The organism is Kitasatospora sp. NPDC048715, assembly GCF_043198905.1.
GTDB lineage: Bacteria > Actinomycetota > Actinomycetes > Streptomycetales > Streptomycetaceae > Kitasatospora > Kitasatospora lactacystinica.
In genome coordinates this window covers 875,167-890,562 of record NZ_JBICVH010000001.1, presented here as the reverse complement: position 1 = coordinate 890,562, position 15,396 = coordinate 875,167, and the positions used below count along the sequence as shown (strand labels likewise).

The window sequence follows — 15,396 nt, the reverse complement described above, 5'->3', positions numbered from 1 at the left end:
GTCTCGCTGTTTCGCATAGAATTTTTCCCATGGCTTCCAGAACCGCCCCCGACCCCGCCCGCCGCAGCGAGCGCGCCCGCGCCGCCGTCCTCACCGCGGCCACCGAACTCGTCGCCGAGGTCGGCTACGGCAAGCTGACCATCGAGGCGATCGCCGCCCGCGCCGGCGTCGGCAAGCAGACCATCTACCGGTGGTGGCCCTCGAAGGGGGCGGTGGTCTTCGACGCCTTCCTCGCCGCCGGCGAACACGAGGGCAGCCTCGCCCTCCCCGACACCGGCGACCTCGGCGCCGACCTCCGCGCCGTCCTGCGCCCCACCAGCGACGAGCTCGCCGACCCGGGCGCCGACCGCACCTACCGCGCGCTCCTCGCCGAGATCCTCAACGACCCCGCGCTGCACGCCGAGTACCGCACCCGCCTGCTGGACCCGCTGCTGGACGTCACCCGCGACCGCCTCCGCCGTGCCCGCGAGGCCGGCCAGATCGCCCCCGACGCCGACCTCGACCTGGCCGTCGAACTCTTCTACGGTCCGCTCAACTACCGCTGGCAGTTCCGGCTCGGCCCGCTCACCCACGAGCACGCCGACCTCCTGGTCGACGCCGCCCTCCGGGCGCTCAACCCGCCCGCCGCCGACGGCGGCCGCGGCGCCTGAACCAGCACACGGCCACCACCGCGACCGGCACGCGGCACGCGGCACAGCGACACGAGTGCGCGCCGGATGAACGGCCCGCCTGACCCACCGCGGGAGCCGTACCGGCGGCGAGGCGCCCGGGGCGGGACGCCGCCACCCGGTCCGCCGTCGGCCCCGGCCGGGGCCGACGCCTCAGACCGCCGGCGGCGAGGCCGGCCCCGCCAGGGCGACCGAGACCAGGGCCCGCATGGCGCAGGCGGCCTGGCCCAGCGGCAGGGTGGCGTCGTCGGCGAAGAGCTCCACCAGCCAGCCGCCGGCCGGGTTCTGGCCGCCCGCCGCGACCATGCCCCGGTAGCCGGAGACGACGAGCATCGCCTCCTCCGCCGGGTCGTTGCCGGCCGCGCCCGACCGCAGGGCGAAGGCGCCGCCGCGCACGGCACGGCGGGTCATCGGGTAGTGCCGGAGGTCGAAGACCGCGTCGGGGGCCTCGATCCGGGCCCGCTGGGTCTCGGCGCGGGCGTTGGCGGGGCCGCTGGTCATCCGGTAGACGGCGTGCTGGGCGGTGCGCATGAACTGGGAGCCCGGCGGAACGTACGAGACCCACCAGCCGACGGCGTCCAGCAAACGGGCGGCGGCCTCGGCGACCACGACCAGCTTGCCGAGGGTGTCCGCCGGGTGGACGGCCCGGGCCGCGGCGGCCCGGTCGAGGGAGGCGAGCACGGCGGTGAGCAGCTGCCCCGGGTCGGCGCTGTGGGCGGCGCCGCGGAACCGCCGCCGGTCGCCCGCCCCGGCCCGGCCGTTCGGCCCGCGCCGCCCGTCCGCCCGGTGGTGCGGGTCGGCGGCGTCGGCGAGCAGCACGGTGGGGTCGGGCGAGAATCCGGGGCCGTGGCTGCGCCCGGCGACCACCGGGTGGGCGGCCCGGGCCGCCTTGGCCCGGTACTGGGCGGCGTCGGCGAGCCGGAACAGCCGGTCGGGGGTGGTGACGGGCCCGATCGAGTCCCCGGTGGAGGCGACGCCGCAGGCCACGCCCTCGCCCTCGGAGAGCGCGAGCGCCCGGGCGCACAGCTCCTCGGCGACGGCGACCACCTCGTCGGCCTTCTGGCCCTCCACCAGCAGGCAGAACTCGTCGCCGCCGAGCCGTGCGGCGAGGCTGCCGGGGAGCTTGGCGGCGGCCAGCGAGAGCTGGTGGGCGAACCGCTCCAGCAGCCGGTCGCCCATCTCGTGGCCGAGCTGGTCGTTGACCCGTTTCAGTCCGTTGACGTCGCAGACCACCAGGGAGACCACGGTGTTGTCCCGGTTGTGCGCCTCCAGCGCGCTCTCCAGGCGGGCGTCGACGGCCCGCCGGTTGGCCAGGCCGGTGAGCGGGTCGGAGAAGGCGAGCTTGCGCAGGTCGGCGAGGCGCTCGGTCTGCGCCAGCCCGGCCGAGACCTGGGCGGCGAGCAGCGTCGCGTAGTCGGCGTCGCCCTCGGTGAACCCGGGCATCCCGGCCGACCGGGCGAGGTAGAGCTCGCCCCAGGCCTGGCCGTGCAGCACGATCGGCGCGACCACGCAGCAGGCCCGCCCGCGCCGGCGCAGCGCCGCGGCGCGCTCCTGGCAGTACGCACCGGCGGTCGGGTGGGCGTGCCCGGCGTGCGGCTCGCTGTTCTCGGCGCTCTGCAGCCAGGCGCGCGGCAGCCGCCCGGTGGTCCAGCGTTCCTCCAGGTACGTGACGATCTCGGGGAAGTCGGCGACCGGGTACGACTCGTCCTCGGGCAGTTCCTCCTCGCCCGGGGCGAGTTCTCCGTGGTTGACCAGGACCCGCAGCCGGCCGGACTCCCGGTCCCAGACCGAGACGGCGGCCATGGTGGCGCCGAGCGCCTCGGTGGCCCGGGTGGCGGCGGCCCGGACGGCCTCCAGCGGGGTGAGCGCGGCGGCCATGTCCTGGGCGAGCTCGACCACGGACTGCAGCCTCAGGTCGGGCAGCGGGTCGGGGTTCCGCAGGCGGCCGCAGTCGCAGTCGCGGTCCGTCATGATCGCCTCGCTGCTCACCGGCTCGCCTCGCTCCCTGTGCTCGGTCCTGCCAGACCCCCGCCGACCGGCCGCACCCGACCGGCCGCTTGCACCAAGACTATGGCGGGTTCGTTCGGTTATGCCCCGTTTGCCCGGACGGACCCGCAGCCGACCGTACGGGTTTCAACCGTTCGGCACCCGGGAAGCCGCACCCATCGCGGGAGAGCCCCACCCACCACGGAAGAGCCGCACCCACCACGGAAGAGCGAGCGCCCACGGACCTCCGCACCGCGAACGGCTTCTCCGCTCCCACGCCTTCCCCGCAGGCGGAGCGCTATTCGCCTTCCCCGCGGCGGGCCGCTGTTCGCCCTCTCCGCGGGCGGAGCGCTACTCGGCCTTCAGCCGCCGGGTGAGCAGCCACGGCTCGACCAGTCCGAGCCCCCGCACCGGCCGCCGCCACATCGGCTGCAGGTGGAACCGGGCCCCGGCCTCCGGGCCCGGCATCGGCAGCCCGGAGGCGGGCATCCCGGCCGCGGCCGACAGTGCCTCGGCCAGGCCCGGCCCCTCCGAGTCGGCCGGGGCGACGCTGCCGTTCTGCTCCAGCGCGGCGGCGAACTCGCCGTCGATCAGCACCGCGTCCTTGGGGGCGATCGAGGTCAGCCGGCTGGCCAGGTTGACGGTGGTGCCGAAGACGTCGCCCATCCGCGAGGTGACCGTGCCGAAGGCCATGCCGACCCGCAGCGGCGGGATGGTGTCGTCCCCGGCCAGCGCCTCGATCAGGCTCAGCGCGATCTCGGCGGCGGTCGCCGGGTCCTCGGAGACGTAGAGGATCTCGTCGCCGAGCGTCTTGATCACCCGGCCGCCCTGGCCGGCGATCAGGTCCGAACAGGTGTTCTCGAAGGTCTCGACCAGCTCGCCGAGCTCCTCCTCCTCCAGCCGCCGGGACAGCCGGGTGAAGCCGACCAGGTCGGCGAAGCCGACGGCGAGCCGTCCGCTGGTGATCTCGTTGTCCTCGGCGGCCTGCACCACCCGGCCGGTGACGGCCGCCAGCTGGCGCCGCCAGACGTACACCAGGAACTGCTCCAGCTCCGGCAGCAGCAGCTCGACCAGCGGGTACGCGACGTCGGCCCGGGTCAGCCCGGGCTCGGCGGACTGGGTGAGGTTCTCCAGGAAGGTGTCCATCTGCCAGCCGGCCAGCCGGGCCGTGGTCTGACCGGTGGAACGGGCCACCTGGATCGCCATCGACTCGCTGAGCAGCCCGGACTCCACCAGGCCGGCCAGGCGGCGCAGCGCGATCACGTCGCCGTCGGTGAGCGCGCGGGACTGGCCGATGTCGGGGAAGCCCATGGCGCGCCAGAACCGGGTGGCCAGCTCCATCGGGACGTCGGCGGCGCGCGCGGCCTGGTACGGGGTGTAGCGGCGCGGCGCGTCCAGGATCAGGCGTTCCAGTTCGAGCGCGACCGTGGGGTCGTTGCTGCCCGCCGTCGCGCCGCTGCTGCCGTCCTCTGCCACCGGTCCGTCCCCGTGCGATCGCCGCACTCGCCTCGTGTCCTACCTGTCCGGGCGCGCCGTCCGCCACCCGGGCGGACAGTGGCGCGCCTCACACCGCTGCCAGGTGGAATGTTCGCACGGAATCGTCGGATCCGGGGCATCAGCCCGGGTCAAGGGGTGGTGAAGACTGCCGTTCAGCGGGCCTCGGGGCGCACGTGGACGACGTCCCCGGCACCGACCGCCCGGCGTACGCCGTCCGGCGTGCGGACCACCAGCCGCCCGTCGCCGTCCACCGCCACCGCCTCGCCGACCAGCTCGCGGTCGCCCGGCAGGTGCACCTTCACCCGGCGGCCGAGCGTGGTGCAGCGGTCCGCGTAGGCGCGCAGCAGGTCGCTGGCGTGCGGGTCGCCCGCGGCGGCCGTCCACTCCCGGTACAGCTCGGCCAGCTCGCGCAGCAGGGCGCGCAGCAGGGTGCCCCGGTCGGTGGTGGAGGCGCCGGCCAGCGCGAGCGAGGCGGCGGCGGGGACGGGCAGTTCCTCCGTGCGCAGCGAGACGTTGAGGCCCATACCGACCACCACCGCGCCGCCCGACAGCTCGGTGAGGATGCCGCCGAGCTTGCGCTCCGCGCCGTCGATCTCCGCCTGGAGGTCGTTGGGCCACTTCAGGCCGACCTCGACCCCGGCGACCCGGCCGAGCGTGCTGGCCGCGGCCACCCCGGCCAGGATCGGCAGCCAGCCGTACCGCTCGACCGGCACCCCCTCGGGGCGCAGCAGCACGGACAGGAACAGCCCGGAGCGGGGCGGGGCGGTCCACTGCCGGCCCAGCCGGCCGCGGGCGGCACTCTGCGCCTCGGCCACCAGCACCGCGCCCTGGGCGGCGCCCGCCGCGGCCCGGGCGGCGAGGTCGCTGTTGGTGGAGCCGGTCTCGGCGACGACGTCCAGCGAGGTCCACAGGCCGCCCGGGACGAGCAGGTCGTGGCGCAGCGCCTCCTCGTCCAGCGGCGGACGGTCCAGGTCGGTCCAGGGCGACGGTCCGGCGTGGCCGAAGCCGCGCAGTCCGCTGCGGCGGGGGGTCTCGGGTGCGGTCATGGGAAAACCCTAGGACCGATCCGGGACGCAGGCCGCCCCATCGTCCCGCAGAACACCCGTCAACAGAACTGTGTCGATGGTCATGACGCCAGGACGTGCCGCATCGCCCTCCGCGCTGGCTACGCTACCCAGCGGTAGTTCGTAGCGCCGCCCTGCCCTCATGCGCGGGCCCACCACCCGGCCCCGCGCGCACTCGAACAGGTCGCGGCCATGGATCAGGGAGAGCCACCGGATGACCGAGGCGTCGTACGACCCCCACACCACCGCCGGCAAGCTCGCCGACCTGCGGCGAAGGCTGGACGAGGCGGTGCACTCCGGCTCCGCGAAGGCCGTGGAGAAGCAGCACGCCAAGGGCAAGCTGACCGCCCGCGAGCGGGTCGCGGAACTGTTGGACGAGGACTCCTTCGTGGAGTTCGACGAGTTCGCCCGGCACCGCTCGACCAACTTCGGCCAGGAGAAGAACCGGCCGTACGGCGACGGCGTGGTGACCGGCTACGGCACCGTGGACGGCCGCCAGGTCGCGGTGTTCGCCCAGGACTTCACCGTCTTCGGCGGCTCGCTCGGCGAGGTGTTCGGCGAGAAGATCGTCAAGGTGATGGACTTCGCGCTGAAGACCGGCTGCCCGGTCATCGGCATCAACGACTCCGGCGGCGCCCGGATCCAGGAGGGCGTGGTCTCGCTCGGCCTGTACGGCGAGATCTTCCGGCGCAACGTGCACGCCTCCGGCGTCGTCCCGCAGATCTCGCTGATCATGGGTCCCTGCGCGGGCGGCGCGGTGTACTCCCCCGCGATCACCGACTTCGTGGTGATGGCCGACCGGACCTCGCACATGTTCATCACCGGCCCGGACGTGATCAAGACCGTCACCGGCGAGGACGTCGCGATGGAGGAGCTGGGCGGCGCGCGCACCCACAACGCCAAGTCGGGCAACGCGCACTACCTCGCCGCCGACGAGAAGGAGGCGATCGAGTACGTCAAGAGCCTGCTCTCGTACCTGCCGTCCAACAACCTGAGCGACCCGCCGTCCTACCCCGAGCAGGCCGACCTCACGGTCACCGAGGAGGACCTCGAACTCGACACCATCGTGCCGGACTCGGCGAACCAGCCGTACGACATGCGCACGGTGATCGAGCACATCGTCGACGACGGCGAGTTCCTGGAGACCCAGCCGCTGTACGCGGGCAACATCATCACCGGCTTCGGCCGGGTCGAGGGCCAGTCCGTCGGCATCGTCGGCAGCCAGCCGATGGACCTGGCCGGCTGCCTGGACATCAACGCCAGCGAGAAGGCCGCCCGCTTCATCCGCACCTGCGACTCGTTCAACGTCCCGGTGCTGACCTTCGTCGACGTGCCCGGCTTCCTGCCCGGCACCGAGCAGGAGTGGGACGGCATCATCCGGCGCGGCGCCAAGCTGATCTACGCCTACGCCGAGGCCACCGTCCCGCTGATCACCGTGATCACCCGCAAGGCCTTCGGCGGCGCGTACGACGTCATGGGCTCCAAGCACCTGGGCGCCGACCTCAACCTGGCCTGGCCGACCGCGCAGATCGCCGTGATGGGCGCGCAGGGCGCGGTCAACATCCTGCACCGCCGGGAGATCGCCGAGGCCGAGGCGGCCGGCACCGTCGAGGAGAAGCGGGCCGAGCTGATCGCCTCGTACGAGGACACCCTGCTGAACCCGTACCTGGCGGCCGAGCGGGGCTACGTGGACGCGGTGATCGCGCCGAGCGAGACCCGCCGGCACATCGTCCGCGGTCTGCGGGCGCTGCGCGGCAAGCGCGAGGTGCTGCCGCCGAAGAAGCACGGCAACATCCCCCTGTAGGCCCCGTCCCTGTCGGGAGAGAAGCAGCCATGTCCCCGATCCACGTACTGCACGGGCAGCCGACCCCCGAGGAGCTGGCCACCGTCCTGGCGGTGGTCCAGGCCCGGGCCGCCGCCGCGCAGGCCGCCGCCGAGGCGGCGCGCCTGGCCGGTGCCGGCCCGACGTCCCCCTGGAACGACCGTGCCCGCCTGCACCGCCCCGCCGTCCGCCACGCCGTGAACGCCTGGCGGACCTCGGGCTGGGCGCACTGACACCCGCCGCGCGGAGCGGGCGGCCGGCACCGCCGGCTGCCCGCTCCGCGCGTTCCCGGGCGCCCGCTCCGCCCGGAACCTGAGTACGGATACTCAGGCGCCCGCGCCCCTGGCGGCGCACTCTGGACGGGTGCTCTGGTCAGATCCCCGTGACGAGCCCTCGCCCGAGGCCCGTCGGATGCAGGAGCGGATGCAGCGGGCCGGCAGGGTGATCGCCGTCCTGGTGCTGGTCGGCGCCGTGCTGATGATGCTCTCCCAGCCCTTCACCTGAACCGTTCACCCGAACGGCGGATAGGAGCACCCCCTACGCTGGTGGGCATGACCGACCAGCGCGCTCTCGTCCTCGCCTCCGCCTCCCCCGCCCGCCTCGGGCTGCTGCGCCAGGCGGGCCTCGACCCGCGCGTGGTGGTCAGCGGCGTCGACGAGGACGCGATCACCGCCGCCACCCCCGCCGAACTCGCGCTCGTGCTGGCCGAGGCCAAGGCGAAGGCCGTCGCCGCCGAACTCGCCGACGGCGAGCTGGTGATCGGCTGCGACTCCGTCCTGGAACTGGACGGCCGGGCCCTCGGCAAGCCCGCCGACGCCGCCGAGGCGCTGGCCCGCTGGCAGTCGATGCGCGGGCGCGCCGGCGTGCTGCGCACCGGCCACTGCGTGATCGACACCGCGACCGGCCGGCAGTCCTCGGCCACCGCCTCCACCACCGTCCGCTTCGGCACCCCGGACGACGCCGAGGTCGCCGCGTACGTGGCCTCGGGCGAACCGCTGCACGTGGCCGGGGCGTTCACCCTGGACGGCCGCTCGGCGCCGTTCATCGACGGCATCGACGGCGATCCGGGCAACGTCATCGGCCTCTCCCTGCCGCTGCTGCGCCGGCTGCTCGCCGACCTGGGCGTGCGCATCACCGATCTGTGGGCCGACTGACCTGCCGCACCGCGCCCCTGTCGCCCTAAGCTGACCGGCGTCCGAACGGGGAGGGGCGCGGAAGATGACCGACAGCGTGCTCAACGTGGTGCTCGGCCTGGTGGCCAGTGCGATCAGCGCTGTCCTCGGCTGGCTGGCCCAGGTGCTGCGGCGGCGCCGCAAGGTCGAACGGGTGCGGGCGTTCTTCGGGCTGCCGAGCGGCAGCGAGTGCCTGATCGTGGTGCCGCGCAGCATCGGGACGGGCTCGCACGCGCACACCGTGACCCGGCGCGACGCCTACGCGCTGATGTGGCTGGCCGGGCTGGTCGAGGAGTGCGGGGCGCGTCCCGAACTGGTCGCCCACGACGCCGCGCACCGCGGCCTGGGCGCCAAGACCGAGCTGTGCCTGGGCGGTCCGGTCAGCAACGAGCGGATGGCCGCGCACCTGGCCTGGGCCCTGCCCGGCGTGCTCGTCACGTCCGGGCCGGGTCCCGGCAGCAACGTGATCGTGGTGGGCGAGCGCGACTACACCGCCGACCGCGACCAGGCGCACGCCCTGCTCGCGCGGATCTCCACCCCGGACGGCGGCCGCCCGGTGTTCCTGGTCGCCGGCCAGACCGGCGTCGCCAACCAGGCCGGGGTGCGCCACCTGGTCGCGCACCACCGCGAACTCGCCCGGAGGTACGGGCAGGACGGCACCTTCGCGCTCGTCCTGCGGGTGGTCAATCCGGAGGCGTACGGGCCGGACATGGTCGAGGTGGCGGCGGACGTGACGGCCGAGGCGCTGCAGCGGCCAGGCGCCCGCTCAGGCGCCGCTTGAGCGGTCCGCGCGAGACTGTGGCCGATGCCACCTCCCGCCACGCCGCCGGCCGGTCACCCGCCGTGGCCCCGCCCGGTCCGGGCGGACCGGCGCCGACCTGCGGCGTCGTCCGCGGGGCCGCGGAAGGGGCCGGAAAAGCCATCACCGAGCGTGTGGGATAGTTCACAACCCGGGGCTACTCGCCGGTACTGCCCAGGAATCCATAAACTCAACGAGGTTCAAGAAGGGAGCCACAGTGCGCAAGGTGCTCATCGCCAACCGCGGGGAAATCGCCGTCCGCGTCGCCAGGGCCTGCTCGGACGCCGGTATCGCCAGCGTCGCCGTCTACGCCGAGCCGGACCGGGATGCGCTGCACGTCCGCGCGGCCGACGAGGCTTACGCGCTGGGCGGTGACACCCCCGCTACCAGCTACCTGGACATCGCCAAGGTCCTCAAGGCGGCCGCCGACTCCGGCGCCGACGCCGTCCACCCCGGCTACGGGTTCCTGTCGGAGAACGCCGACTTCGCCCAGGCCGTCCTCGACGCGGGTCTGATCTGGATCGGCCCGCCGCCGCAGGCCATCCGCGACCTCGGCGACAAGGTGACCGCCCGGCACGTCGCCCAGCGGGCCGGTGCCCCGCTGGTGGCCGGTACGCCGGACCCGGTCTCGGGCGCCGACGAGGTCGTCGTCTTCGCCCGGGAGCACGGCCTTCCGGTCGCCATCAAGGCGGCTTTCGGCGGTGGCGGCCGCGGCCTCAAGGTCGCCCGCACGCTGGAGGAGATCCCCGAGCTGTACGAGTCCGCGGTGCGCGAGGCCGTCGCCGCCTTCGGCCGCGGCGAGTGCTTCGTCGAGCGCTACCTGGACAACCCGCGGCACGTGGAGACCCAGTGCCTGGCCGACAAGCACGGCAACGTGGTGGTCGTCTCCACCCGTGACTGCTCGCTGCAGCGCCGCCACCAGAAGCTCGTCGAGGAGGCGCCCGCGCCGTTCCTGACCGCCGAGCAGAACGCCGAGCTGTACCGGGCGTCCAAGGCCATCCTGAAGGAGGCCGGCTACGAGGGCGCCGGGACCTGCGAGTTCCTGGTCGCCCTGGACGGCACGATCTCCTTCCTGGAGGTCAACACCCGTCTCCAGGTGGAGCACCCGGTCACCGAGGAGGTCACCGGCCTCGACCTGGTCCGCGAGATGTTCCGGATCGCCGACGGCGAGGAGCTCGGCTACGGCGACCCCGAGGTGCGCGGCCACTCCTTCGAGTTCCGCATCAACGGCGAGGACCCGGGCCGCAACTTCCTGCCCGCGCCCGGCACCGTGACGCTGTTCGCCCCGCCGTCCGGCCCGGGCGTGCGCCTGGACTCCGGCGTGGAGACCGGCTCGGTCATCGGCCCGGCCTGGGACTCGCTGCTGGCCAAGCTGGTCGTCAGCGGCCGCGACCGCAAGCAGGCCCTGGAGCGGGCCCGCCGCGCGCTGGCCGAGTTCAAGGTGGAGGGCATGGCCACCGCCATCCCGTTCCACCGGGCGGCCGTCGTCGACCCGGCGTTCGCGCCGGAGGTGCACGGCAGCGACGAGCCGTTCAAGGTCTTCACCCGGTGGATCGAGACCGAGTTCGACAACACCATCCCGCCGTTCGCCGGCGCGGCCGGTGACGGCGAGGAGGCCGAGACCCGGGAGACCGTGGTGGTCGAGGTCGGCGGCAAGCGGATCGAGGTCTCGCTGCCGTCCTCGCTGGGCGTCGCGACGGCCCCGGCGGCCGGTGCGGCGGGTGCCGCCAAGGCCAAGCGCCGGGTGGGCGCCAAGAAGGCCGGTTCGGCCGTCAGCGGCGACACCCTGGCCTCGCCGATGCAGGGCACCATCGTCAAGGTCGCCGTGGAGGAGGGCCAGGTCGTCGCCGAGGGCGAGCTGATCGTGGTCCTGGAGGCGATGAAGATGGAGCAGCCGCTGAACGCCCACAAGGCGGGCACCGTCTCCGGTCTCAAGGCCGAGGTGGGCGCGAGCGTCAGCAGTGGCGCCGCGCTCTGCGAGATCAAGGACTGACGCCGCCGCGGGGGGCACCGTCCCCCCGGACCGGTCCGTACGCCCTTCGGGGCGTGCGGACCGGTCGCGTTTCCGGGGTCCGCCGGTCACGTCCCGCGGACCCGCCGCGGGCTCAGCGCCCGCGCGGCAGCCCCAGCTCGGCCAGCCGGGTCGGCATGCCGCCCGGGCCGACCGGGCTGCCGTGCGCGCCGGGGCGGCGCTGGCCGGGCAGCGGGGCGCCGCCGGGGGGCGGGCCGCCGCGGCGGGCCATCGGGCCGGGCTGGGTCTGGTGCACCGGGCCGCTGCCGGTGCCGTGCACCGGGGCGTCGCCGCTCGGGCCCGCGCCCAGCGGGGCCAGGTCGACCTGCACCCCGCAGTCGGCGAGCGCGTCCAGTTCGCGGACGGTGGCGTCGTCCGCGGTGGCCTGCTCGTCGGTGACCAGCCGGGTGATGGTCTCGGTGGCGACGGTCTGGAACATGCCGGCCGCGCCGAGCTTGGTGTGGTCGGCGAGGACGATCACCTCGGCGGCCGCCAGCACCATGGCCCGGTCCACGCTCGCGGACAGCATGTTCGCCGTCGACAGCCCGCGCTCGGCCGTCAGCCCGCTGCCGGAGATGAAGGCCTTGGTGACCCTCAGCCCCTGCAGGGACTGCTCCGCGCCGCTGCCCACCAGCGCGTAGTTGGAGCCGCGCAGGGTGCCGCCGGTCATCACCACTTCCACCCGGTTGGCGTGCGCCAGCGCCTGGGCGACCAGCAGCGAGTTGGTGACCACCGTCAGCCCGGGCACCCGGGCCAGTCTGCGGGCCAGCTCCTGGGTGGTGGTGCCGGCGCCGACCACCACCGCGTCGCCCTCCTCCACCAGGCCGGCGGCGAGGTCCGCGATGGCGCTCTTCTCCGCCGCGGACAGGTGGGTCTTCTGCGGGTATCCGGGTTCGCGGCTGAAGCCGCCGGGGAGCACCGCGCCGCCGTGCCGGCGGTCGAGGAGCCCTTCTGCCTCCAGCGCCCGCACGTCACGGCGCACGGTCACTTCGGAGGTCTGGACGACGCGGGCCAATTCCCGGAGCGAGACGGCTCCGTTGGCGCGCACCATTTCGAGGATCAACTGGCGACGTTCTGCTGCAAACACAGAACCGACGGTAACCTGCGTGACCGTCTGCTTTCAGGCGTTTGCAGCTAGTAGCGGGAATTGCTCACGCACGAGCGGCGCGTGACCGTAGAATACGCGCCGCCCATGCCCCCGGAACCGCGCCCGCCGTCCGGGTGACGGCCATGCCCGCGCGAAGGGCGGCCGCCGATCGGCGACCGCCCTCAACTGTGCGCCGGACGCTCAGGATTCGCCGTCGGCCCGCTTGCGGATGTGCAGCTGCCGGGCGGCCTCGGCGGTCGAACCGGAGACGGACGGGTAGACGGTGAAGGCGCTGGCCACCTGTTCGACCGTCAGATTGGCGTCCACCGCGAGCGAGATCGAGTGGATCAGCTCGCTGGCCCGCGGGGCGACGACCACGCCGCCGACCACGATGCCGGTGCCCGGGCGGCAGAACAGCTTCACGAAGCCGTCCCGGATGCCCTGCATCTTCGCCCGCGGGTTGCCGCGCAGCGGGAGCTTGACCACGACGGCGTCCATCTTGCCGCACTCCACGTCGGCCGCCGTGTAGCCGACGGTGGCGATCTCCGGGTCGGTGAAGACGTTGGAGGCCACGGTCTTGAGGTTCAGCGGCTGCACCGCGTCGCCGAGCGCGTGGTACATCGCGATCCGGCCCTGCATGGCCGCCACCGAGGCGAGCATGAAGACGCCGGTGCAGTCGCCGGCCGCGTACACGCCGGGGGCGCTGGTGCGGGAGACCCGGTCGACCTGGATCTGGCCCCAGTCGTTGAGCTTGACCCCGGCCTCCTCCAGGCCCATCTCGGAGGTGTTGGGGATCGAGCCGACCGCCATCAGGCAGTGGGTGCCCTCGATCACCTTGCCGTCGGCCAGCATGACCTCGACCCGGTCGCCGATCCGCTTGACGCTCTCGGCGCGCGAGCGGCCCATCACGTTCATGCCGCGGCGGCGGAAGACGTCCTCCAGCACCTCGGCGGCGTCCGGGTCCTCGCCCGGCAGCACCCGGTCGCGGCTGGAGACCAGGGTCACCTTGGAGCCGAGCGCCTGGTAGGCGCCGGCGAACTCGGCGCCGGTCACGCCGGAGCCGACCACGATCAGCTCGCGGGGCAGCTCCTCCAGGTCGTACACCTGGGTCCAGGTGAGGATCCGTTCGCCGTCCGGCTGGGCGTCCGGCAGCTCGCGCGGGTGGGCGCCGGTGGCGATCAGCACGGCGTCGGCGCGCAGCGACTGCACGGTGCCGTCGGGCGCGTCCACCAGTACCTCGCGGGAGCCGTCCGCGGCCTGCCCGCCGGTGCCGAGCCGGCCGCGGCCGCGCAGCACGGTGACGCCGGCCCGGGTGACGGACTGGGTGATGTCGTGGGACTGCGCGATGGCCAGGCGCTTCACACGGCGGTTGACCTTGCCCAGGTCGACGCCGATGACCCGGGCCGCCTGCTCGACCGGCGGAGTGTCGTCCGCGACCAGGATGCCCAGCTCCTCGTACGAGCTGTCGAAGGTGGTCATCACCTCCGCGGTCGCGATCAGGGTCTTCGACGGAACGCAGTCCGTGAGCACCGCCGATCCGCCCAGACCGTCGCGGTCGACGACGGTCACCTCCGCGCCGAGCTGAGCGGCCACCAGCGCCGCCTCGTAGCCGCCGGGTCCGCCACCGATGATCACGATCCGAGTCACGCTCCCCATTGTCCCGCACGCCGGGACGGCCGCCACGCCGGGGTCCGGGCTCCCGTACGTTCGTCCAGTAGCCCCGGCCCGCCCGCCGCCCGGGCTACGCTGGCCCCCATGCCCCTTTACGCCGCGTATGCCACCAACCTCGATGCCCGGCAGATGACCCGCCGAGCCCCGCACTCCCCGCTGCGCGGCACGGGGTGGCTAGCCGGTTGGCGGCTCACCTTCGGCGGCGAGCAGCTCGGCTGGGAAGGCTCGCTGGCCACCGTGGTCGAGGACGAGAAGGACCAGGTCTTCGTCTCGCTGTACGACGTCGCGCCGATGGACGAGGAGGGCCTGGACCGCTGGGAGGGGGTCCAGCTCGGCATCTACCGCAAGATCAAGCTGCGCGCGCAGACCCTGGACGGGGACATCCCGGTCTGGACGTACGTGCTCAACGACTACGAGGGCGGCCTGCCCGCGGCCCGCTACCTCGGCCTGATCGCCGACGCCGCGGAGAGCGCCGGCGCCCCGCACGACTACGTGATGGACCTGCGCCGCCGCCCCTGCTGAGGGGTTCCCGGGGCTCCGTGCGCCTGCGGGCCGCGCGCCGGGCGTGCGGGTACGGAGGGCGCGGAGCACCGTCTGTGTGGGAACCGACGAACCGGGCGGCCCGGAACCGCCGCCGAGCTGTGTTTTCGGGTCATCCGGGTAACGATCCGGCATGCCGCGGCGGAATTTCTACGCGCGTAGCCGATTCCCGTCTATCCTCGGACCCGTGAACGCTTCTCCTCAGTCGGTCGTCTCCGCCGACCCCTACGCCGCCGCCCAGGCCGCCGCCGAGCGCCTGCGCGAGCTGACCGGTGCCGAGCGGCACGACGTCGCCCTGGTGATGGGCTCCGGCTGGGTGCCGGCCGCCGACGCCCTGGGCGAGACCGTGGCCGAGTTCCCGGTCACCGAGCTCCCTGGCTTCCCCGCCCCCGCCGTCGCCGGCCACGCCGGCACGATCCGCTCGGTGAAGATCGGCGACAAGCGCGCCCTGATCTTCCTCGGCCGCAACCACTACTACGAGGGCCACGGCGTCGCCACCGTCGTCCACGGCGTGCGCACCGCCGCCGCGGCCGGCTGCGGCATCATCGTGCTGACCAACGGCTGCGGCGGTCTGCGCCAGGGCTGGACCCCGGGCCAGCCGGTCCTGATCAGCGACCACATCAACCTGACCGCGGACTCCCCGATCGTCGGCGCCAACTTCGTCGACCTCACCGACCTCTACTCCAAGCGCCTGCGCGCGCTCTGCCGCGAGGTCGACCCGTCCCTGGACGAGGCCGTCTACGTCCAGTTCCGCGGCCCGCACTACGAGACCCCGGCCGAGGTCAACATGGCCCGGGTGATCGGCGGCGAGCTGGTCGGCATGTCCACCACCCTGGAGGCCATCGCCGCCCGCGAGGCCGGCGCCGAGGTGCTCGGCATCTCCCTGGTCACCAACCTGGCCGCCGGCATGACCGGCGAGCCGCTCAACCACGCCGAGGTGCTGGAGGCCGGCAAGGCCTCCGCCGAGCGCATGGGCGAACTGCTGGCGAAGGTCCTTGAGCGGATCTGACGCCCACCAGGCGCAGAATCATGACCGACGGGGCCCACGGGCGGCGTGATCCGCTGATCACGCCCTCTCG

General features: G+C 74.0%; 13 protein-coding genes and 1 pseudogene. 9 read left to right on the top strand and 5 right to left on the bottom strand.

Annotation, left to right across the window (positions count from 1 at the left end; genetic code table 11):
* The first annotated feature begins 29 nt into the window (after positions 1-29).
* Entirely contained in the window at positions 30-650 is a 621-nt protein-coding gene (locus ACGFSC_RS04110) for a TetR/AcrR family transcriptional regulator (protein WP_359906095.1), read from the top strand.
* A 762-nt stretch (positions 651-1,412) separates the two neighbouring features.
* Here the strand turns inward: ACGFSC_RS04110 and ACGFSC_RS04105 are convergent.
* The 3 genes and pseudogenes from ACGFSC_RS04105 to ACGFSC_RS04095 form a co-directional block, all read right to left on the bottom strand.
* Positions 1,413-2,546, bottom strand: a pseudogene (locus tag ACGFSC_RS04105) (diguanylate cyclase domain-containing protein); the annotation flags it as partial.
* Between the two features lie 459 nt (positions 2,547-3,005).
* Positions 3,006-4,130, bottom strand: a complete 1,125-nt coding sequence (locus ACGFSC_RS04100) for an adenylate/guanylate cyclase domain-containing protein (protein WP_359906093.1) — start codon at positions 4,128-4,130, stop codon at positions 3,006-3,008.
* A gap of 173 nt (positions 4,131-4,303) precedes the next feature.
* The gene (locus ACGFSC_RS04095; protein ID WP_359906090.1) at positions 4,304-5,197 is read right to left on the bottom strand and encodes a biotin--[acetyl-CoA-carboxylase] ligase; all 894 of its coding nucleotides are present in this window, start codon (positions 5,195-5,197) and stop codon (positions 4,304-4,306) included.
* Positions 5,198-5,429: 232 nt separating this feature from the next.
* Here ACGFSC_RS04095 and ACGFSC_RS04090 point away from each other — a divergent pair, with 232 nt between their 5' ends.
* The 6 genes from ACGFSC_RS04090 (at position 5,430) to ACGFSC_RS04065 (ending at position 11,001) form a co-directional block, all read left to right on the top strand.
* On the top strand, positions 5,430-7,019 hold the full coding sequence (locus ACGFSC_RS04090; protein ID WP_359906088.1) for an acyl-CoA carboxylase subunit beta: 1,590 nt from the start codon (positions 5,430-5,432) through the stop codon (positions 7,017-7,019).
* A 29-nt stretch (positions 7,020-7,048) separates the two neighbouring features.
* Positions 7,049-7,270 carry an acyl-CoA carboxylase epsilon subunit gene (locus ACGFSC_RS04085; protein ID WP_359906085.1) on the top strand — a complete coding sequence of 74 codons (222 nt, stop codon included), beginning with the start codon at positions 7,049-7,051 and terminating at the stop codon, positions 7,268-7,270.
* A 130-nt stretch (positions 7,271-7,400) separates the two neighbouring features.
* Positions 7,401-7,541 (top strand): morphogenic membrane protein MmpB, encoded by a 141-nt coding sequence (gene mmpB, locus ACGFSC_RS04080; RefSeq protein WP_359906082.1) that lies wholly within the window; start codon positions 7,401-7,403, stop codon positions 7,539-7,541.
* Between the two features lie 47 nt (positions 7,542-7,588).
* Positions 7,589-8,191 carry a nucleoside triphosphate pyrophosphatase gene (locus ACGFSC_RS04075; protein WP_359906079.1) on the top strand — a complete coding sequence of 201 codons (603 nt, stop codon included), beginning with the start codon at positions 7,589-7,591 and terminating at the stop codon, positions 8,189-8,191.
* A gap of 64 nt (positions 8,192-8,255) precedes the next feature.
* Positions 8,256-8,990, top strand: a complete 735-nt coding sequence (locus ACGFSC_RS04070) for a hypothetical protein (protein ID WP_359906076.1) — start codon at positions 8,256-8,258, stop codon at positions 8,988-8,990.
* Positions 8,991-9,225: 235 nt separating this feature from the next.
* Positions 9,226-11,001, top strand: a complete 1,776-nt coding sequence (locus tag ACGFSC_RS04065; RefSeq protein ID WP_359906073.1) for a biotin carboxylase N-terminal domain-containing protein — start codon at positions 9,226-9,228, stop codon at positions 10,999-11,001.
* 112 nt (positions 11,002-11,113) lie between these two features.
* Here ACGFSC_RS04065 and ACGFSC_RS04060 read toward each other — a convergent pair whose 3' ends face one another.
* Positions 11,114-12,070: a DeoR/GlpR family DNA-binding transcription regulator gene (locus ACGFSC_RS04060; RefSeq protein WP_380350559.1), complete on the bottom strand. Its 957-nt coding sequence runs from the start codon at positions 12,068-12,070 to the stop codon at positions 11,114-11,116.
* Positions 12,071-12,307: 237 nt separating this feature from the next.
* Entirely contained in the window at positions 12,308-13,762 is a 1,455-nt protein-coding gene (locus tag ACGFSC_RS04055) for an NAD(P)H-quinone dehydrogenase (RefSeq protein ID WP_359906067.1), read from the bottom strand.
* A gap of 99 nt (positions 13,763-13,861) precedes the next feature.
* On the opposite strand from ACGFSC_RS04055, the gene ACGFSC_RS04050 reads away from it, so the two are divergent.
* Entirely contained in the window at positions 13,862-14,299 is a 438-nt protein-coding gene (locus ACGFSC_RS04050; RefSeq protein WP_224284955.1) for a gamma-glutamylcyclotransferase, read from the top strand.
* 205 nt (positions 14,300-14,504) lie between these two features.
* Positions 14,505-15,326: a purine-nucleoside phosphorylase gene (locus ACGFSC_RS04045; RefSeq protein WP_359906064.1), complete on the top strand. Its 822-nt coding sequence runs from the start codon at positions 14,505-14,507 to the stop codon at positions 15,324-15,326.
* Positions 15,327-15,396 lie beyond the last annotated feature (70 nt).